20 protein-coding genes are annotated in these 19,656 nt (G+C 28.6%); 18 read left to right on the forward strand and 2 right to left on the reverse strand.

The features are described 5' to 3' along the window. Positions 1-51: 51 nt before the first annotated feature. Positions 52-690: a sporulation protein YunB gene (gene yunB, locus PTZ02_RS02560; RefSeq protein WP_274226254.1), complete on the forward strand. Its 639-nt coding sequence runs from the start codon at positions 52-54 to the stop codon at positions 688-690. Between the two features lie 85 nt (positions 691-775). Here the strand turns inward: yunB and hpt are convergent, their stop codons facing one another. Beyond that, positions 776-1,297 (reverse strand): hypoxanthine phosphoribosyltransferase, encoded by a 522-nt coding sequence (hpt, locus tag PTZ02_RS02565; protein ID WP_202767563.1) that lies wholly within the window; start codon positions 1,295-1,297, stop codon positions 776-778. 345 nt (positions 1,298-1,642) lie between these two features. Between hpt and PTZ02_RS02570 the strand changes: the two genes are divergently transcribed. The 14 genes from PTZ02_RS02570 (at position 1,643) to PTZ02_RS02635 (ending at position 13,378) form a co-directional block, all read left to right on the forward strand. Beyond that, positions 1,643-2,002, forward strand: coding sequence for a DUF2089 domain-containing protein (locus PTZ02_RS02570; protein ID WP_274226255.1), 360 nt, complete (start codon positions 1,643-1,645; stop codon positions 2,000-2,002). 19 nt (positions 2,003-2,021) lie between these two features. Next, a complete protein-coding gene (locus PTZ02_RS02575) occupies positions 2,022-2,399 on the forward strand; it encodes an SHOCT-like domain-containing protein (protein ID WP_274226256.1) in 378 nt (125 codons plus the stop codon). Positions 2,400-2,412: 13 nt separating this feature from the next. Beyond that, the gene (locus tag PTZ02_RS02580; RefSeq protein WP_274226257.1) at positions 2,413-2,664 is read left to right on the forward strand and encodes a hypothetical protein; all 252 of its coding nucleotides are present in this window, start codon (positions 2,413-2,415) and stop codon (positions 2,662-2,664) included. Positions 2,665-2,691: 27 nt separating this feature from the next. Further along, complete coding sequence (locus PTZ02_RS02585; protein ID WP_274226258.1) at positions 2,692-3,960, forward strand: MFS transporter; 1,269 nt, start codon at positions 2,692-2,694, stop codon at positions 3,958-3,960. 233 nt (positions 3,961-4,193) lie between these two features. Then, positions 4,194-5,981 carry a GTPase HflX gene (hflX, locus tag PTZ02_RS02590; RefSeq protein WP_274226259.1) on the forward strand — a complete coding sequence of 596 codons (1,788 nt, stop codon included), beginning with the start codon at positions 4,194-4,196 and terminating at the stop codon, positions 5,979-5,981. 126 nt (positions 5,982-6,107) lie between these two features. After that, positions 6,108-7,007 (forward strand): nucleotidyltransferase domain-containing protein, encoded by a 900-nt coding sequence (locus PTZ02_RS02595; protein WP_274226260.1) that lies wholly within the window; start codon positions 6,108-6,110, stop codon positions 7,005-7,007. Positions 7,008-7,069: 62 nt separating this feature from the next. Continuing rightward, positions 7,070-8,476, forward strand: coding sequence for a MocR-like pyridoxine biosynthesis transcription factor PdxR (gene pdxR / locus PTZ02_RS02600; RefSeq protein ID WP_274226261.1), 1,407 nt, complete (start codon positions 7,070-7,072; stop codon positions 8,474-8,476). A gap of 14 nt (positions 8,477-8,490) precedes the next feature. Further along, on the forward strand, positions 8,491-9,144 hold the full coding sequence (locus PTZ02_RS02605) for a YigZ family protein (protein WP_274226262.1): 654 nt from the start codon (positions 8,491-8,493) through the stop codon (positions 9,142-9,144). Positions 9,145-9,359: 215 nt separating this feature from the next. Beyond that, positions 9,360-10,097, forward strand: coding sequence for a YebC/PmpR family DNA-binding transcriptional regulator (locus PTZ02_RS02610; RefSeq protein WP_274226263.1), 738 nt, complete (start codon positions 9,360-9,362; stop codon positions 10,095-10,097). Positions 10,098-10,275: 178 nt separating this feature from the next. Then, positions 10,276-10,641 carry a tyrosine-type recombinase/integrase gene (locus PTZ02_RS02615; RefSeq protein WP_274226264.1) on the forward strand — a complete coding sequence of 122 codons (366 nt, stop codon included), beginning with the start codon at positions 10,276-10,278 and terminating at the stop codon, positions 10,639-10,641. Between the two features lie 101 nt (positions 10,642-10,742). Continuing rightward, positions 10,743-11,465 (forward strand): metallophosphoesterase family protein, encoded by a 723-nt coding sequence (locus PTZ02_RS02620; protein WP_274226265.1) that lies wholly within the window; start codon positions 10,743-10,745, stop codon positions 11,463-11,465. A gap of 455 nt (positions 11,466-11,920) precedes the next feature. After that, positions 11,921-12,460, forward strand: a complete 540-nt coding sequence (locus PTZ02_RS02625; RefSeq protein ID WP_274228056.1) for an AAA family ATPase — start codon at positions 11,921-11,923, stop codon at positions 12,458-12,460. Further along, on the forward strand, positions 12,457-12,990 hold the full coding sequence (locus tag PTZ02_RS02630) for a DUF2691 family protein (RefSeq protein ID WP_274226266.1): 534 nt from the start codon (positions 12,457-12,459) through the stop codon (positions 12,988-12,990). Before PTZ02_RS02625 ends, PTZ02_RS02630 begins: the two co-directional genes overlap by 4 nt. A 46-nt stretch (positions 12,991-13,036) precedes the next feature. Further along, positions 13,037-13,378, forward strand: coding sequence for a hypothetical protein (locus PTZ02_RS02635; RefSeq protein WP_274226267.1), 342 nt, complete (start codon positions 13,037-13,039; stop codon positions 13,376-13,378). A 271-nt stretch (positions 13,379-13,649) separates the two neighbouring features. Here PTZ02_RS02635 and PTZ02_RS02640 read toward each other — a convergent pair whose 3' ends face one another. Further along, positions 13,650-14,141 (reverse strand): hypothetical protein, encoded by a 492-nt coding sequence (locus PTZ02_RS02640; protein ID WP_274226268.1) that lies wholly within the window; start codon positions 14,139-14,141, stop codon positions 13,650-13,652. 197 nt (positions 14,142-14,338) lie between these two features. Between PTZ02_RS02640 and PTZ02_RS02645 the strand changes: the two genes are divergently transcribed. The 3 genes from PTZ02_RS02645 to PTZ02_RS02655 all read left to right on the forward strand — a co-directional run bounded on the left by PTZ02_RS02645 (position 14,339) and on the right by PTZ02_RS02655 (position 19,162). Further along, a complete protein-coding gene (locus PTZ02_RS02645) occupies positions 14,339-14,749 on the forward strand; it encodes a bacteriohemerythrin (protein ID WP_274226269.1) in 411 nt (136 codons plus the stop codon). Positions 14,750-15,038: 289 nt separating this feature from the next. Next, positions 15,039-15,359: a hypothetical protein gene (locus tag PTZ02_RS02650; RefSeq protein ID WP_274226270.1), complete on the forward strand. Its 321-nt coding sequence runs from the start codon at positions 15,039-15,041 to the stop codon at positions 15,357-15,359. A 71-nt stretch (positions 15,360-15,430) separates the two neighbouring features. After that, positions 15,431-19,162, forward strand: a complete 3,732-nt coding sequence (locus PTZ02_RS02655; RefSeq protein ID WP_274226271.1) for a hypothetical protein — start codon at positions 15,431-15,433, stop codon at positions 19,160-19,162. Positions 19,163-19,656 lie beyond the last annotated feature (494 nt).

Below are 19,656 nucleotides of genomic sequence, written 5' to 3' on the forward strand. Positions count from 1 at the left end.
TTAGTCCATATTATAGCATAAAAAAATATAATAATAAATGGAGTGGTTGATATGAAATATTATACTAAAAAAAATAAATGGAATAAACGTATTATAATATTAATTATTATAATTATTATCTTGTTAACATTTTTTATATACATTTTTAATAAAATAATTTTAGGGACATTAATGGTGGTTTCAGATACAGAGATGAGAGCGAAAACTATAGAATCTATTGATGAAAATGTACTAACACTTTATTCAAAGGAATTTCAATATGATGATGTGATTAAGATAGAAAAAGACAAAGATGGAAATATAACAATGCTTAGGGCAGATACCATAAAATTAAACGCTCTTTCAACTAAAGTTTCATTAGAGGTGCAGCAGGATATAAATAGGATAGGTTCATTAGGAATAAAATTCCCTATTGGTTATATTACAAGAAATAATATAGTATCCTCATGGGGACCAAAGATAACAGTTAGAATGGAACCTATAGGAACTGTTAAAACAAACTATTATTCAGAGTTTGAATCAGCAGGGATAAATCAGACAAGACATAAGATTTATCTAGTAGTTGAAGCGAAAATAAATGTGATTGTTCCAACTAAAAATGACGAGGTGGAAGTAAAATCAACAATACCTGTTGCAGAAACAATTATTGTAGGTAAAACCCCTCAAACTAATTTAGATTTTGGAAAATAAGTTTATAAAATAAATAGTTCTTTAGACTAAAAAAAGAAGAGTTTAAAACTCTTCTTTTTTAATCTGAAGTTATGTAGTTTGAATTTTATTCCCAGTTAAAAACATAAGGAACATTTCTATAATAGTCTCCGTAGTTTAATCCATATCCAACTACAAAAACATCTTCTATTTCAAAGCAACAATAATCTGGGTTAAGATCCACTTTTCTTCTTGAAGGCTTATCTAAAAGAACACAAGTCTTTACAGATTTAGCACCAAGAGATTTAACATGATTAACTACAAATTCCATAGTATAACCTGTATCTACAATATCATCAACAATTAAAACATCATAACCTTCTATATTATCAGGAATATCATTTACAACTTTAACTTTACCAGTAGATTCTTCTGAATGTCCATAACTTGAAGTAGTCATGAAACCAATTTTAGCATTTGCATCGATAGATCTAACTAAATCTGCAGCATAAATAAAACTTCCTCTTAAAAGAGATAAAACATATAAGTTTTTATCTGAATATTCCTTAGTAAGTTCTTGACCAAGTTCCTTGATTCTAGTAGCAATTTGTTCTTCAGTAATAAGTATATTCCTTTTCTTATCTTCCATGTTAATCCTCCAAAATAAAATTTATATATAATCTACTATAGAGTTTAAAGTTTGTATTTAATTTATACATTAGAAATTAATAGCTTCAATCAGTATAAGTTAAGTTTTTTTAGCTAAACTCTTTATTCATATTAACCATATTAACAATTTTTTTGACATTTTTCAACTATTACAATAATACTGTAAGTAGTAAATATAATAAAATTAATACTTGTGTTAATAAAGTTAATTTGTAAATTAATAATATTAATTATATTAAGAAAAATATTAAATAATTTAAAAAATAATATTGAAATCATAAATATAAAGTAGTATAGTATGATTATAGGAAGGATGTGACAATTAGTGTATAAAGTTATAAACAAATGTCCTGTATGTAGTTCTAGGCTTGTAGTTACTAAGCTTAAATGTTCAAAGTGCAGTACAGTAATAGAAAATGATTTTGAGATGTCAAAGTTTGAATATTTATCGCTAGAGCAACTTAAGTTTATTGAAGTTTTCTTAAAAAATAGAGGGAATATCAAAGATGTTGAGAAAGAATTAGGTATTTCATATCCAACAGTTAGAGCAAAGCTTGATGAGGTTATTTCATCATTGGGCTACAATGTAAATCCAGCTCCAGTTGTAGATAAGAAGAAAGTTATAGATATGTTAGATAAAGGAGAAATAACTCCAGACCAAGCAATTAAGATGTTAAATGAATAGAATTAAGGAGGAATTATCAATGAATGAAGAAATTTCAAGAATATTAAAAATGGTTGAAGAAGGTAAAATTACAGCAGATAAGGCTCAAGAATTAATAGAGGCTCTTAATGAGAAAAAAACAGAAATTCAAACTGTACAAGATAACGACATTATGAATATGATGCTTAAGATTAAAGTAAATTCACATGAAGGTGATGTAGTAAATGTGAAACTTCCAATAAAGCTTATAAAAACTTTATTAAAAACAGTAGGAAAGCTTCCAATTGAGAGTAATGTAAAAGGCCTTGAAAATTTAGATCTAAATCTTATATCTGAAGCAATTGATAATGGTCTTTGCGGAAAAATAGTTGATGTAAATAGTGCTAACGGAGATGTTGTGGAAGTTGTAATAGAGTAGGAGAGTGAATTTCATGAGAATTTATGTTAAGGCAGAAGGAAGAAGCTTCTTTATTCCTTGTCCATTAGTATTTGCAAAATGGGGAATGTCACTTGTTAAAACTCCTTTTATAATGAAGAATATACCAGAAGAAGAAAGAAAATATGTAGAGATGATAGATTTTAAAGAGCTTTCAAACTGCTTATATATTTTAAAAGAATACAAAGGATTAACCTTAGTAGATGTTAAGGCAAAGGATGGAACTATTGTGAAAATTACAATATAAAGTAATAATTTTATTTAGGAGATATTTATGAGTAGTAAAAGAAATTTTCTGTTATATATAATAGGAAGATTTATATCCTATATAGGAACTGGGATACAACAAATTGCACTTCCTTTATATATACTTGATATCACCCACTCAGGAATAATGATGGGGTTATTTTCAATATTAAATTTAGTACCTAATCTAATAACTTTACCTTTTGCAGGCATATTAGGTGATAGGAAAAATAGAAGAAATATCATGGTTGCAACAGATTTGGGAAGAGGTATCATTGTTTGTTTACTTGGCACCTTAGCTTTAACAGGAAATATTAATATTTACATTTTATTCTCAGCTCAAATATTTATTTCCATTATGGATAGTATTTTTGGAGGATCATCTACTGCTTTACTTCCTGAATTGGTATCAGAAGAAAGTTTAATGAAAGCTACTTCAACCAGAGGAGGACTTGATGCAGCATCGATGATAGTTGGACCTGCTCTTGGAGGTATAATTTATGGACTCATGGGAATTAAAGCAGTTTTTTATATAAATGCAGTTTCTTTTATAATCTCTGGAGTATTATCAGCTTTCATTATCTATGAAAATAAAATTTATAATAAGGGTAAGATAACATTAAAATCATTTTTAAGTGAAAACTTAGAAACATTAACCTTTATAAAAGATAATAAAGGTATAATGCAGTTATTTGGATATGCAATGATGACAAATCTTCTTTTAACTCCTTCTTTTGATATTGTTCTACCCTATATAATGAAAAAGGGAATAGGATTTAGTTCTGAGCAATTCGGATATCTAATGTCTATTTTTACATTAGGTGTTTTAGTGGGAAATGTAGTTTTAGGATTAGGGGCTAAAAAGGCAAAAACAAAGAATATAATGAATTTATCTTTTATAATGCAAAGTGTAATGTTATTTGGGTTCTCAATAGTAATCTTCCCAAAACAAGTTTCACTATTAGGTGGTCATTCTTGGATACTATTTATGGTAATTGCATTGATATGTGTTACTATTGGAGGGTTTAACGCAGGAGTTAATACTCCAATAAGTACAAATCTTCAGAAAATGGTTCCTAACGAAATGAGAGCAAGATTTTTCTCTTTAATAGGAATGATTGCTCAAGGAGCAGTTCCACTTGGTTCTATTATGTATGGAATATTATTAGATAGATTTCACTATTATAATATATTTATGATTGTTACTATTTTAAATTCGGTTATAACATTAATATTTATATTTAAGGCAGTGCCAGAAGTTTATGAGCCAAAAGTTCAACCAATACTTGAAAATTAATAATAGTAAGTAGCTTAAATTTATATTTTAGCTACTTATTTTTTTATTCCATTAGGAAATTATAAATAGTGTGTACTATAGGGTTTTGATAGGAGACTTAACTTATACTTGTTTGAAAATGTCGTCTTCTGGACATTTTCAGGCATGTATAAGTTATTAGTTGAACTTAAAACACTATATTTACATCTTTTATGTTATAGTTTAAAATTAGATGAAGAAAATGAGGTGAGAGTATGATTCATGGTAATGTAGAAGGAATTAAGAATTCCTTTTTAAAAGAGTTAGATGATATATATAGTATAAAGACTCAAAGATATGAATTTTGTGCGACAGAAATAGTAGAGAGTATTTCAAGATTGACCTCTTTAATTGAAAGAGAAATATCAGTTGCAATAGATAGAAGAGGAAATGTTGTTTCAGTAGCTATAGGTGATTCAACATCAGTAGAACTTCCAATAATAGATATAAAGGAAAAAAAGTTGTCTGGAATAAGAGTTATTCACACACATCCAAATGGTTATTCACAACTTTCAGCATTAGATGTTACAGCACTATTAAAATTAAAGCTAGATTCTCTTGTTGCTGTAGGTGTAATTGAAGGTGCAATAACAGATATATCTCTTGGATTTTGTTCAATAGAAAATAATGTTTTGGTTGAAGAAACTATAGAGAGACTCTCTTTTGATGAGGCCTATAGATTTAATGTAATTGATAAGATACTAGAAATTGATAAGGTTTTAAAGGAAAGTGAAATTGAGGATGACGATTCAGAAAAAGCTATAATAGTTGGAACTGATACAGAAGAAAGCTTAGATGAACTTGAGGAATTAGCAAAAGCTTGTGATATTCCAGTTATGTATAAGGTATTTCAAAGCAGAAATAAAATAGATGCAGCTTTGTTTATAGGGAGTGGAAAAGTAGCAGAAATTGCAAGCTTAAGGCAGGCGCTTAGAGCAAACTTAATTATATTTGATGACGAACTTTCAGGCTCACAAGTTAGAAACTTAGAAGAATATATAGGAGCAAAGGTTATAGATAGAACAACATTAATACTAGAAATCTTTGCAAGAAGAGCAAAAACTAGAGAAGCTAGAATACAAGTAGAATTAGCTCAATTAAAATACAGAGCTTCAAGATTATCAGGACTAGGAACTGTTTTATCTAGAACAGGTGGAGGAGTTGGAACCAGAGGACCAGGAGAGAAAAAACTTGAAACAGATAGAAGACATATAAAGGAAAGAATATATGATCTAAATGATGAACTTAAGAAAATAAAGAAAAATAGAGAAGTTCAAAGAGAGAGAAGAGGAAAGCAGAGCATTCCTCAAGTTTCTTTAGTTGGATATACTAATGCTGGTAAATCTACATTAAGAAATACTTTATGTGATATGGTAGCGACTAAAGATGCAGTAAAAAAAGAAAAAGTATTTGAAGCTAATATGTTATTTGCTACATTAGATACTACTACTAGAGCAATTAATCTTCTAGACAATAGATTAATAACTTTAACTGATACAGTAGGTTTTGTTAGAAAATTACCACATGAGTTGGTTCAAGCATTTAAGTCAACCCTTGAGGAAGTAATTTATTCAGATTTACTTGTTCATGTAGTGGATGCTGCATCGGAAACTGCAATAGATCAAATAAGAGCAGTTGAAGAAGTGCTTGGAGAGTTAGGAGCTAGAGATAAGGAAGGATTTTTAGTTCTTAATAAAATAGATTTAGCTTCAGAAGATGCAATAAATGAAATTAAGGAAGAATTTAAAAATTATGATATCTTAGAAATATCAGCAAAAGAAAGAATAAATCTCGAATTACTATTAGAAAAGATATCGGAAAAATTACCATACAAGTTAAAAATGGTTGAATTTATAATTCCATATTCAGAGGGAAATATAGTTTCGTATCTTCATAATAAGTCCAATATTATTGAAGAAGATTATAAAGATGAAGGAACTTATATTAAAGCTGAGGTGGATGATGAGGCTTATAATAAATATAATGAATATATATTAAAATAAAGTCCTTAAAATAGAGCATAAAAAGTAAAATTATGCTCTATTTTCTATTTGTATAAAAAGTTAATAAACTTTATTTTTTATGTACTATAGAGTATAATAAGTTTAAAAATCTTCAGGAGGGATATTGTGAATTTAAAAATAGCTGAATTTCAGAAAGTAATTTCGAAAATTACATCGGAGTTTCAAGAAAATAAGGATGTACTAGCCCTCTTAGCTTATGGTTCTCTAGTAAGTGGAGATTTGTGGGAAGAATCCGATATTGATTTATTAGTAATTATAAAGAATGAATTAGATGGAATAAAAGATATATATATTTATGAAGAAAATATACCAGTACATTATAAACTGATTTCTAAGAGTGTCATTACAGACAAGAAAAATAAGAAAATAAACAAGATGAATATAGATAAAATACTTATATCTTCAAAACTTATTTTCTCAAAGGATGATGATATAACAAAAATTCATAGAGAATTGAGATATTTTCCAGATAATGAAAGACAAAGAATGAATTTGGTATATCTTGGAGAAACGCTGAAGGTACTGAGTGTTTTAAAAAAATACATGTATAATCATAGAGATATAACTAGTTACGAAATAGCAGTAAAATGTATTGACTCTTTTTCTAAGCTATATATAAACAATAGCGACTATTTAGTAAGTAAGGATGCCATTACTATGGCAATTAACTTAAATGATGATTTCAAAGTTATAGTTGAAAATGTGTTTTTTTCAAACGAGGATAAAGCAAAGTCCATAAATAGTCTAATAAAATATATAGATAAATATATTAGAAGTAATATAAAGAATTGTTGTAGTTTTTTAATTGAACATATAAAGAATAAGAATAATTGGGTAACTTCTCAATTACTAAAAGAGGACGAGCTTTTTAGAGATTTATCAATTAATATGGAAGATATATTAAAAGAACTATATAAAAATAAGCTGCTTAAGAGTAAAGTTCTAATGCAGAGCTTAAATGGCTTCAGATATAAGGAAAATGTTTATTTTTACGATACCCTATAATGGGTATTTTTACTATTTAGTATATTTATAAAAGTATATATTTTTGAAAAAATGGAGGAGAAATGAAGGAATTTAGCTTAATTTTTCATGAGGAAATACCAAAGTATATACAATTATCAGATTATATAAAGCATAAAATAGATATTGGGGAGATAAAAGACAGAGAAAAACTACCAACAATAAGAGCTTTATCTGAGATGCTTAAAGTAAATAATGTAACCATTGTAAATGCGTATAAAAAGCTTCAGGCAGATGGATATGCAAATATGAAGATGGGAAGCGGAACTTATGCAAGAAGGAAGGAAGTTATAAGAAGCTTTAATAAGGAATATAATAAAACCTTTAAATTATTAAGTTCTGGAGGCCTTAGAGAGTATATTGATTTTACAGGAGAAACTACATCATCCTCTTTCTTCCCAGTTAAAGATCTTCAAAAGGTTATTAATGAAGTATTTGATAGAGATGGGGCAGAGGCACTTTTATATCAAGATGTTTTAGGATATGAAAAATTAAGAGAAGAAATTAGTAAAAGGTTTTGGAAAAGTAAATATAGTGTAGATGATATTTTAATAGTTTCTGGAGCTCAGCAAGGAATAGATATTGCAGCTAAAGCCATATTAAATGTGAATGATAAGGTAATAGTAGAAAGACCAACTTACGGAGGCGCTATTTCAGTTTTTAGATGGAAGAGGGCAGATATAATTGAAGTACCAATTGAAGATGATGGGATTGATATTGGGATTCTAGAGAAAATATTAAAAAAACATAAGATTAAGTTTATGTATATAATGAGCTATTTTCAAAATCCAACTGGTATTAGTTATTCTGAAGAAAAGAAAAAGAATCTTATAGAATTAGCTGAAAAATACGATTTTTATATTTTGGAAGATGATTACTTATCAGAGCTTATTTATGATAGCAACCTTGTATATAATCCGTTAAAAAGTTATGATATTTATGATAGGGTTATATACATAAAAAGTTTTTCTAAAATATTCATGCCAGGAATCAGAATAGGATATGTAATTATTCCGGAAGTATTTAAGGAGAGCATGTATCTTTCAAAGATTAATACAGATATTTCAACATCTTCTTTAATGCAGAGAGCATTAGAAAGGTATATAGTTAAAGGCTACTGGAGGAAACATATAGAGTATCTAAATGAAGAATATAGATCAAGGTATACATTTATCAAACAAATATTAGAAAGAGATTTTAAAGGCATACTTGAGTTTAAAGAACCTAATGGTGGACTTAGTTTTTTGCTCAAGTTTTCTGAACCAGAGAAATTTAATTCAAGAAAGTTATTCTTTATACTAAGAGATAAAGGAGTATTGATTTCTCCAGGTGCTTTGTTTTTTAGAAAAGAGCAAGAGGGAGATAAGTATTTTAGAATAGGTTTTTCCCAAACAAATCATGAGAAAATAGAAGAGGGGTTAAATATAATCTTAAAAGAGCTTAGCTTATAAGGAGGAGAATCTTAATGTCTTATTTAACGATAAAAAAGCAGGCTAATGATGAGTTTGATGAAAAAAAATCACAGTTTATAGGGTATATTAAAAGAGTAGAATCAGAGGATGAGGCAAAAGAATTCGTTCAAGAAATTAAGAATATGCATAAAATGGCTACACATAATTGCTGGGCATATGTTATAGGCGAGAACCTAGGAATTCAGCGTTATTCTGACGATGGGGAACCTCAAGGAACTGCAGGCATACCAATTTTAGAAGTAATTAAGAAAACAGGATTAACTGATTGTGCTATTGTTGTTACTAGGTATTTTGGAGGAGTTTTACTTGGAGCAGGTGGACTAACTAGGGCATATACAAAGGGTGCATCAATTGCTATTAAAGCTGGGGGAATTGTTGAGAAAGTTAAGGGAACGCCTATTGAAATAAATATTAATTATGATTTGCTTGGCAAGGTTCAGTATATTTGTGGAGAAAATAATTGGGTAATTGAAAATACAGATTACACGGATAATGTAAAAATTACGCTTATACTTGAACTTGAAGAAGGGGAGAAGGCAATAAAAGAAATAATGAATACCACCAATGGAAAAGCAGCTATAAGCAAGGGGAGTTTAGGGACATATTTTAAAGAACAAAACAGGCTTTTTGAAAGCATTGATAACTAGGGGGCACTTAAAATGTGCTCTTTTGAGGTTGCAGAAAAAAAATCTACTATGTTATAATGGTTTAGGATTATTATATAATATAATGCAAAAATCATAGTACATCTTATTGTCAAACTCTTAGTTGAAGCGTCTAAGAGCTTAACAGTGACATGTAAATTCTTTAATGCATTATATATAATACAAACTTTTAAGGTACAAAGTTAGGAGGAAGTTTAATGTCAGGACATTCAAAATGGCATAATATACAAGCAAAAAAAGGTAAGACAGATGCTAAAAGAGGTAAAATCTTTACAAAGATAGGTAAAGAGATTATGGTTAGTGTAAAAAATGGAGGACCAAATCCAGAATCTAACTCTAAATTAAGAGATGTTATAGCAAAAGCTAAGGCTGAAAATATGCCTAATGATACTATTACTAGAGCAATTAAAAAAGCTTCAGGTGAATTAGGTTCTGTTAACTATGAAACAATAGTATATGAAGGATACGGTCCATCAGGAGTAGCTGTTATAGTTGAAACTCTAACAGACAATAAAAATAGATCTGCAGGTAATGTTAGAAGTGCCTTTACTAAAGGTGGCGGAAACATGGGAGCATCAGGTTGTGTTGGGTTCATGTTCCAAGAAAAAGGCGAAATAGTAATAGAAAAAGAAGATAAAGATGAAGATGAAATCATGATGTTAGCTTTAGATGCTGGTGCAGAAGACTTTGCTTCAGAAGAAGAAGTGTTTGTAGTAACAACTACACCAGATGATTTTGGAGCAGTTAGAGAAGCGTTAGAAGCGGCTGGATTAGAATTCTTAGAAGCAGCTGTAAAGATGATACCAGATACATATACAGCTATTAATGAAGATGATGCTAAGAAGTTCCAAAAGATGCTTGATTTACTTGAAGATGATGATGACGTTCAAGATGTTTATCACAATGCTGAGTTCCCAGAAGGATGGGAAGGCTAGTAGATAAATCAATGGTTTAGTCTAAATTGTTGATGTTAAGTTGCCGTTATCTATTATGGTAAACATTAAAAAAACTAACCCATTATGGTATAAGTTCAATTTCTGTTAAAGCCGTTATGGATATGCAAGTAGTACACCTTTATAAACTTATATAAAAGTTTATAAAGGTGTATTTTTTATGTTATTAGAAGAAGTGTTAAAAGAATTTATTTTTGATTGTGAGATTAGAAAGATGAGTAGCAGGACAATAAAAAATTATAAAAACAATAACCGAAGGTTTTTTAATTTTATAGAAGGTGAGTTTGATATAACGAAGTTAGAGGAAGTGTCACATTTACATATTAAGAAATATTTTAAATTTCTTATTAGTAAGGGGTTAAGTGAAGTCTATGTTAATGGAATACTTAAATGCTTAAGGGCATTCTTTGTATACAGTGTAAAGGAAGAGTATCTGTTAAAGAGTCCTTGTTTAAATGTAAGTTGGCAGAGAGAACCAAAGACTATCATTAATACATTTACCGATGATGAAGTAGTATTAATTTGAATTATTGTAATTGAATGGTATAATTTAATCAATATATTGACTGGAGTTTTTATATTATTACGATTCTACAAATTTATATATGATATGGGGGTAGATTTAATATGGAAAGAATAGCATTAATTTCTGATATTCATGCTAATATACCTGCTTTGGAAGCAGTGCTATTAGATATAAAAAATAGGGGAATTAGTAGAATTATGTGTTTAGGAGATTTAGCAGGTAAAGGTGCAAGCCCTCAAGTTGCAGTTGATACAATAAGAAATAATTGTGAAGTTGTTTTAAAAGGAAATTGGGATTATCTTATTTCTGAAGTAAATGATAGTTATTTTTTAGAATGGAATAGTTCTCGATTGAATCAAAGTCAATTAAGGTATTTAAAGGAGTTACCATTGTATTTTGATTTCTACATGAGTGGTAAATTAATAAGATTATGTCATGCTTCTCCTACAAATGTGTTTGATAGTGTCCAATCCACAGCAACTATTGAAGAGAAGTTAAGATTATTTAACCCGCCAAGCAATGAAACTAAAGAATGTGATGTGCTTATATATGGGCATATACATGTGGCGTATATACAAAATTTTAATCAGAAAACTATAATTAATTTAGGGAGTGTAGGGGTTCCGTTGAAAGTGTCTCAAGCCTCTTATGGGATTATTGAAGGAATGTACGGGGCTATAGAAGAGTCCAGTATTTCAATTTCATTAGTTAGAGTTCCCTATAATGTTGAAAAGGCAATTAAAGAGGCGAAAGATATTGATGTGCCAGATTTTGAAAAGTATTCCCACGAATTAAGAACTGGTGAAATTTATAGTATTAATTAAATAAAATTATTTAATCAGTTACATCGTTAGTTCAAAGTATTCTGATAAGATGCATCAAAGTAGAATTGCAAAAGTAACCTCGCTATCTAAATTAACGGATATTATTTCTTTTTCTAATAAAAACCCCCTATAGTAATTCAACAAGTTATTTTACCTCTATGGGACAAAATGTCGAAAACTATTTTAAAGCTTGTGTTATGGGTATAGTTATTGTGGCAAACTATATAATCCTTTTCCTTGGGATAGGCTAATAATTAATTTGCTTTTAAATTTTCCTATATGTAGCTAGAGTAATTTTAATTTTAAGTCATAAGGGAATGGTATAAGTCCTTTAATTAAATTCAATCTTAAAAAGTTGAGTTAGCTAATACACAAAGGAAAGGATTAACGGAAAGCCTTAATTGAATTTCGTAAATATTATTTTACAATGTTCAGGAGGTTAAAAAGTGTGTAAAATGCAAGGTATAATTGTGTTCGGAGCAAATGGAAGTGGCAAGTCTACACTTGGACGTGAATTGGCAAATATATTGAACTTTAAGTATATGGACATTGAAGATTATCACTTTGAAAAGTCAGAATTTCCATATACCATAGAACGCGCGAATGAGGATTGTTTGAATTTAATGCTCGCTGACATAAAAAAACATCACTCCTTTGTCATTTCTGCGGTCACTGGAGACTTTGGCGATACAATTCCGCAGTTGTACGAACTCGCTGTATTTATATCAGCACCAATTGAACTACGTATAAAACGTATAGAGCAGCGTGAGTATGAGAAACATGGAGAACGCATTCGCGAAGGTGGCGATATGCATGAGCAGCATTTGAAGTTTGTTGATTTCGTAGCCTCACGTCCTCTATCAAAAATCGAGCAATGGGGAGAAATGCTTATGTGTCCAGTAATCTGTGTTGATGGCACAGAGGATTGGCGTATAAATGCAGTCAATATAGCGGAACGTTTTTATGATAAAAATAGTTTTTCAAAGCAACAATGAGTATATATAAGGAAAGTAGAAAAATACGTTTTCCAATAATATGGTTTTCAGGTGGAGACATTCGAAAACTTCTTAAATATTTAGAAAAGGCGAATCAAAGGATTGAATGGATAGCTATTGATATATTAATGGGTATGCCATTTAGCAATTTTAAATGGCTAATTGATAATGATGAAATTCATGTGATTAAAGATAATGAGTTTACTGGTAAGTTTTTATATAATGAAGAAATAATAAGTGGAGATAAATTGTTTGATAAAGCAGTTAGTAATACTTACTATATGATATTTGTGACACTAAGAGCGTTTTTGAATGAAAGTGAGGTACAAAGGGTATCAACATATAGGGAGTTTTTAGAAAGTAGTTGTGAAATTGCTTTTGGTGTATATGATTGCTCAGAGGTTATATTTTGGAGTAAAGAGGAACAATTAGTATCTAAGATGTACAACTATTGTTTATCAAAAGGATATAACAAGGTTAAATATATTAGTGAAGATGATTTAATTAAAGGTATATATCATATTGAATAAACCAAGTTCATAATAAAGTAATAATTAGAGTTTTGGAGTGATATTTATGGATCTTTTCCGTCCAGTTGGTAAAGCTGAGTTAGAGTTAATTGAAAAGAGCAATTATACATTATTCCCACCGAGATTACCTCAACAACCTATTTTTTATCCAGTACTTAATCAAAAATATGCAGAGGAAATTGCCCAGAGGTGGAATACGCAGGATTCTAGTTCTCAGTATAAAGGATACGTTTTGAAATTTGAAATTGATGATGCATATATTTCTCAATTTGAAGTGCAAACTGTAGGACGTAGCTATCATCAAGAATTATGGATTACAGCAGAAGAGCTGGAGAACTTTAATAAATTCATAGTTGGAAAAATACAGGTAATTAAAGTGTTTGAATAATGAAATTTATAAATTAAAGACTTAGAAGAATGAAAGTAGAGGAGACTCTACTTTTTATTTGCAAATAAAAAGAGCAGATATGCCAATATCTGCTCGGTTTTACTGACTAATTAAGTCCCACTTGGAGACCTGAAATCCGTATAATTATACTAGCATTTTGAACAGTGAGAGGCAAGAGTTTTTATTTTCCATATGTTTAGTCTTACAATATAAAACACTTAAATTATAATAAAAAATAACCATTCTTTGTGTGAGTAAAGGATGGTTATTTTTATAATATAGTTATTTGATCTTCCTCTTGTAATCTTTGTAAAGCTCCTATAGCTCTAAAAACAAGACCGCTAATAACTACTTTATAGCCAAAAGTTATATTTATGTTTGGGGTTATGGTCCCCTTAGCAGTTCCTGATTCTATGTTTTGTTCTCTTTCTACAAGTCTTATCTCAGCAATTTCACTAAGTATGGTAGCTGAGCACAATGTAAGTAGTGATGATAGTGCCGCTAATTGCGTTGCTTCCAAAGGATTGGAAGACTTAATGCCATTTTGTCTATCAAGAATTAGTTGTCTGTTTTTATTTGCAGAAGCAAGAAGCGATAAATTAGCTAGTATAGAAATCATAGTCCCTTGTATTTCTCTTTCTATTAGCTCTAAGTCTAACTGATCATTACCAGTATTTATAACATTATTGCTGGTACCACCAGAAGGAGTTGATGTATTGGTTGAAGTATTCGTAGTCTGATTTCCAGTTCTATTAGCAGGCATTATACCACCTCCTCTAATATAATATTAAGATTAAAGTCAATTGTTCACCAGATTTTGATTTTTTGATTTTAGTTGAGGGTGTTATGAAATGTGAAAAAATAAAATCAGAAAAGTTTAAAAATTCTGATAATTTAAAGAGGAATTTGGAGTTTTCGCTAGAATATGTATATATATAATATATAGTAAGGGGGATTATTATGATTTTAATTTGGGATGATAATTTCACTACTGGAATTGATAGTATAGATAATCATCACAAAGAGTTATTTCTACTTATTAATAAATCATTACAAGCTATGAAAAAAGGTAAACAATCCATGGATATTATAAGTTCATTAGATTATTTAGAAAAGCATGTAATAGAGCATTTTAAAGAAGAAGAAGAAATTCAAAAAAATAATAGTTATCCTAATTATACATTGCAACATATACAGCATGAACAGTTTAAAAAGGAACTTAAAGATTTAAGAAGAACATTTGCAACTTCTGGCGCATCAACATTATTTATAATTAATGCTCAAAAATCTATAGCTACTTGGTGGGTAAATCATATAAGTAATATGGATAAGGATTTTGGTAGGTTTTTATTAGAGAAAAACTATAATTGATGAACCTAATATAAACTTCAAAACTAAACAATGAATTTAAATAAAGCTGTATCTCTTGATATAGCTTTTTCTTATGCATATAAATTTACAATAATAAAGACTAAATAAGCATAATTTACGTGCGTCCACATATTGTTAAATATATATAAGATATTATAGGAATTTTAATTAAGTTTAAAATTTTCTTGAAAATAACTATAAAATTATTAAAAAAATATTACAAAAAAAGGAATTTAGCCTATAAAAGAGAAGTATTAAGTTATATTAATTAACTTAAGGAGGTAAGAGCATGGAAATCAATGATTTTATAACTTTTGATTTTTTATCTAGCTATGTAGGCACAGTAATTGTAACAATGCTTATAGTCCAATTCCTAAAAGATATACCTTTTATTAAAAAGATCCCCACAAGGTATTTTACATTCCTTGTAGCTTTTATAACCATACTCATATCTGGTATATATCATGATACTATATCCTTTAGTAATTTGTATATTATGCTAATTAATGCCATCTTGGTTACCTTCACTGCAACTGGAGGGTATGATTTTGCAACCAGAAAAGTAAGTATAAACGTGGATAAACCAAACAATAATGATGGAGAAAAATAAAAAAAGCCCGTAAATAATCAATGATTTTCAACAGTGTAGAAATAGCAATTGATTAAAAGAGGGAGGGGCTTATGTCTAAACTAAATCAAATACAGCAGAAGATACTAGAATTAAATGGTGGAAGTTTTCAAAAGCTTGCAGATAGCTATTTAGTTTCATGTGGTTATGGACATATTGTTTCTTTAGGTTCAGTAGTTGGAAACGATGGTACAAGAAAAGGAACTCCAGATTCATATTTTATTTTACCTAATGGAAAGTACGCCTTTGCAGAATATACGGTTAAAAAAAGTAGTCTTTATGAGAAAATAGAAGAGGATATTGATAAATGCTTTGATTTTTCTTTAACTAACATTAAAGCAGAAGAGATTCAGGAAATAATATACTGTCACACCTCACAGCTCTATACTAATCAGGTAGATAATCTTATAAAAAAATGTAAGAAGAAAAATGTATGCTTAAGAATAATAGGTATAGATGAGCTTTCCCAGCAGATTTATCTTTACTACCCCAAAATAGCAAAAGATTTTCTAGGGATAGAACTGGATACTGGACAAATATTGAGTTTAGAGGATTTCATAGCTAATTATGATAGAAATTCCATGGTAACACCTTTGGGAATGAAATTCTATTTTAGGGAAAATGAATTGAAAGAAATCTTAAATAATATAGAAGGAAATGATTCTACAATAATAGCTGGTAAGGCTGGGGTAGGAAAATCCAGATTAGTAATTGAATGCTGTAAGAAATATGCTGAAAGACATAAGAATACGCTTGTTTGGTGCATAAAAAATAATGGACAAAATATTTTTGAGGATTTGAAAACATATTTTTCAGAACCGGGTAGCTACTTAGTATTTATAGATGATGTAAATCAAACAACTCCACTAACTGATATATTAGAGTATCTACACAAAGGAAATCTTGGAATTAACCTAAAAATAATAGCTACAGTTAGAGATTATGCGCTAAGGAGAATCTTGGATAAGTTTTATGAAGAAACTCACCCTAAGATTATTAAAATTGATCTTTTAGCTGATGAACAAATCAAAGAAATGGCAAGGCAAGAATTTAATATAAACAATTCATTATATTTAGATAGAATAATCCAAATAGCTCAGGGTAACCCTAGACTTGCAGTAATGGCAGCACAATTAGTTGTGAAGGAGAACACCCTTGAGAGCATAATAGACAGCACACAATTATTAGAAGAGTACTTTAGAAATATAAAAAAAGATCTCCAAGCCTTAGATGATGAAAACATTCTAAAAATTGCAGGAATAATTACTTTTCTAAATCATATGAGCCTTAAAGATAGCGAGAATATTAATAAAATCTGTACTATATGTGAAATAGAGAAGAGTGTATTTTGTGAATCAATTCAAAAGTTAAGCAATATGGAAATTATAGATATATATGAAGATGAGTTAGTGAAAATATCGGACCAGATTCTTTCAACGTATCTATTTTACTTAGTTTTTATTGATAAGAAAGTTCTTCATTATTCTGAATTAATAGAAGCATACTTTCCCATTATAAAACAAAGGATAATAGAAACAATAAATTCTGTATATACACATTTCAATTTTGAAAAAGTAAATGAGGTTATTAATTTAGAGATAAATATTGTCTGGGACAACTTTGATAGAAAAAATGATTATAGATTAACAGAATTGATGCTGACTTTTTGGTTTGTAAGGGAATCAGAAACACTTATTTATATTAAGAAAAGAATAAATAGTTTAATTTCCAATATGAACGAACCAGAAAGCTATGTAATACCTAAAAATGAATATATGGTGGTGCCAGAAAGTATCAAAACTTTAGTGCAATACAGAAGTAGTAACAATTATCCAATAGCAATTAGTTTAATACTAGAATATTTAAGGAAAAAACCTGAAGACTTCCCAATGATTTATTATGTGTTAGTTAATGGATTAGGGTTTAATGAAGATTCATATTATCAGAATTTTATTATTCAAAGAAATATTGTAGATCAAGTTATTAGACTTACAAGGAATTTTGAAAATAAACTTTATACAATGTTATTTCTAAGGCTGTCAAACTATTATTTAGGATTTGTTTTTGATGAAAATGAGCCATGGGGAAAAAAGAATATTTTGTTTCATAGAATAGCATTAAAAAATTCTCTTTCACTAGAAAAGCTTAGAGAGAAGATATGGATGAGTCTTATTGAATTATATGATAATCAAGAATATCAACTAGAGGTTTTAGAGATTCTAAAAAATTTTGGAGAAGATTACTTCACTGAAATTGATAGAGAAGTTATAAAAAACGATATGAAATTTATAAAGTTATTTATTAATGAAAAACTCAAGGAAAATAAATTCAATCACTGTATTGCTGCAGATTCATTATTTGAGGCCTTAGACAAGGCACAATTAGAAACTGAGGACATAAACATTAGGAAATTTGATGTAGGTGGATATAAAATATACAAATTACTTAAAGGTAGAAAACACCTAAAGATATTTAATTATAATAAAGAAGAAAGACTAAGAGAATTAGATATTAGAGTTTATGTTGAAGATTACAAATTAGAAGATTATAAAAGCTTTATAACCAATTGCAAAGAATTTGGAGAGCTTTCATCTAGTGACGAATACGAGTTAGGAGAAGGCATGGATATAGTATTTTCATCCTTAATGGTAAATAAAAGTCTATTTGTAGATGTAGTAGATTTTTATTTATCACAAAACTTATCAATTAGTGTAAGTCCAAAATTGATTATTAAGGGATTGATTGAGGTTATAGGATTAGATGAAGCAGAAAGAATAATAAATAAATATGAATACTTTAATAAGAGTAAATGGTTATATTGTTACTTTACACTAATTCCTGATAAGGAAATAAATACAGAGTATGTTAATAAATTATACGAATATTTCTCTAATAATGAAGATGAGATAATTGGTTGGACACGGAATATAAGCTTTTTATCAAATTACCTGCATGCAGATTCTAAAGTATTTATAAATGTAACTAATATTGTTTTAAGTAAAACAAAAAAATCACCATTAACTGTTATAAGAACTTTAAAATCATTATTTAATGTTTATAGTAATATTTATAAGCAGTTATTTGAAGTATTTAAGGATGACTTAAAGGTTTTAAGAAAAGCATATTTTACACTGCTTAAAATTGATAAAACAATGAACTATGATTCGAATTTATTAAACAAGTTAATGGAGAAGGATGATGAATTTAAAGAAGAATTTATAGATATAATTTTGAGTTCCAGAAATATAGATGAAAGCTTTGATTTTATATTCTTGTGGCAAGGTGAGAGTTATGTTGAATTAGTTTCATCAATTGTAAATATTTTCAAAGAAAAAACAATTGAAAAAAGATATATGTTTTATGATTTTATAAAGCAATTATTGAATCTAAAACACAGTGATATCTTAGATATAAAAGAAAAACAAGATAATTGGATTAAAATATATATTGAAGAAAATTATGATAGAGAAGAAGAAATACAGGTACTCTTTTATGGAATATCTTATTTTGAGGACAAGAGAAAGGTCAAGTTACTTTCATTTTTACTTTCATATAATAAATCTTTTGAACTATTCAAACAGTTAAATTTAGTTTCAAGGACTATGTTTTTAAGTGGTAGTGAAATTGCAGCACTCGAAAAACGTATATCACTCTATGAATCATTATTACCAGTTCTTAGAGATGTAGAATTATTAGAACATAAAAAATACGTTGATGATATTATTAGAAATTTAAGAAGTAAAATGAAAAGTGTTAAGATTAAAGAATTGATTGAAGATAATTAGTAAGTTAAACAACCTAATTTTATTTAAATTAGGTTGTTTTTTTCATATTTATATAAAAAAATTAAAAAAATTTTATTGGGAAAAAAATAGTAAAATAATACAGGTTGTCCATGAATAGAATACATATGTACTTAACAGTCCAACTGTGTATATAGAAGGAGGGCATGAATCCCTTTGGATATATTTGGAATAAATGGGGTGAAAAATTAATAATTATGCATGTTTGCAATGTTTATTTCATTTAAGTGTAATAAAGGAAATAAAAGTTGTAAAAGATGTGTCCACCATTGGGATACAAATGTTCTGAAATTAAGTGAAATTGCCTAAAATAGCTCTGTTGCAATTTAAAATATATCATGCTAATATAAACTAGTTAATAATAATAGGGATAAATTATTGATATTTTATCAATTTTAATTCTGTTTTACTTCAAAAATGTCAATTTAAATCGAAGACAAATTTGAAGTAATATGTCTAAATTGGGGAGGCAATAT

Source organism: Clostridium sp. 'White wine YQ' (genome assembly GCF_028728205.1).
In the GTDB taxonomy this organism is placed as follows: Bacteria; Bacillota; Clostridia; order Clostridiales; family Clostridiaceae; genus Clostridium_T.

What these genes read in the sequence shown, in the direction of transcription:
- yunB (WP_274226254.1), top strand. Translation starts at nt 52, where the DNA reads ATGAAATATTATACTAAAAAAAATAAATGGAATAAACGTATTATAATA.
- hpt (WP_202767563.1), bottom strand. Translation starts at nt 1,297, where the DNA reads ATGGAAGATAAGAAAAGGAATATACTTATTACTGAAGAACAAATTGCT.
- PTZ02_RS02575 (WP_274226256.1), top strand. Translation starts at nt 2,022, where the DNA reads ATGAATGAAGAAATTTCAAGAATATTAAAAATGGTTGAAGAAGGTAAA.
- PTZ02_RS02580 (WP_274226257.1), top strand. Translation starts at nt 2,413, where the DNA reads ATGAGAATTTATGTTAAGGCAGAAGGAAGAAGCTTCTTTATTCCTTGT.
- PTZ02_RS02585 (WP_274226258.1), top strand. Translation starts at nt 2,692, where the DNA reads ATGAGTAGTAAAAGAAATTTTCTGTTATATATAATAGGAAGATTTATA.
- hflX (WP_274226259.1), top strand. Translation starts at nt 4,194, where the DNA reads ATGATTCATGGTAATGTAGAAGGAATTAAGAATTCCTTTTTAAAAGAG.
- pdxR (WP_274226261.1), top strand. Translation starts at nt 7,070, where the DNA reads ATGAAGGAATTTAGCTTAATTTTTCATGAGGAAATACCAAAGTATATA.
- PTZ02_RS02605 (WP_274226262.1), top strand. Translation starts at nt 8,491, where the DNA reads ATGTCTTATTTAACGATAAAAAAGCAGGCTAATGATGAGTTTGATGAA.
- PTZ02_RS02610 (WP_274226263.1), top strand. Translation starts at nt 9,360, where the DNA reads ATGTCAGGACATTCAAAATGGCATAATATACAAGCAAAAAAAGGTAAG.
- PTZ02_RS02615 (WP_274226264.1), top strand. Translation starts at nt 10,276, where the DNA reads ATGTTATTAGAAGAAGTGTTAAAAGAATTTATTTTTGATTGTGAGATT.
- PTZ02_RS02620 (WP_274226265.1), top strand. Translation starts at nt 10,743, where the DNA reads ATGGAAAGAATAGCATTAATTTCTGATATTCATGCTAATATACCTGCT.
- PTZ02_RS02625 (WP_274228056.1), top strand. Translation starts at nt 11,921, where the DNA reads ATGCAAGGTATAATTGTGTTCGGAGCAAATGGAAGTGGCAAGTCTACA.
- PTZ02_RS02630 (WP_274226266.1), top strand. Translation starts at nt 12,457, where the DNA reads ATGAGTATATATAAGGAAAGTAGAAAAATACGTTTTCCAATAATATGG.
- PTZ02_RS02635 (WP_274226267.1), top strand. Translation starts at nt 13,037, where the DNA reads ATGGATCTTTTCCGTCCAGTTGGTAAAGCTGAGTTAGAGTTAATTGAA.
- PTZ02_RS02640 (WP_274226268.1), bottom strand. Translation starts at nt 14,141, where the DNA reads ATGCCTGCTAATAGAACTGGAAATCAGACTACGAATACTTCAACCAAT.
- PTZ02_RS02645 (WP_274226269.1), top strand. Translation starts at nt 14,339, where the DNA reads ATGATTTTAATTTGGGATGATAATTTCACTACTGGAATTGATAGTATA.
- PTZ02_RS02650 (WP_274226270.1), top strand. Translation starts at nt 15,039, where the DNA reads ATGGAAATCAATGATTTTATAACTTTTGATTTTTTATCTAGCTATGTA.
- PTZ02_RS02655 (WP_274226271.1), top strand. Translation starts at nt 15,431, where the DNA reads ATGTCTAAACTAAATCAAATACAGCAGAAGATACTAGAATTAAATGGT.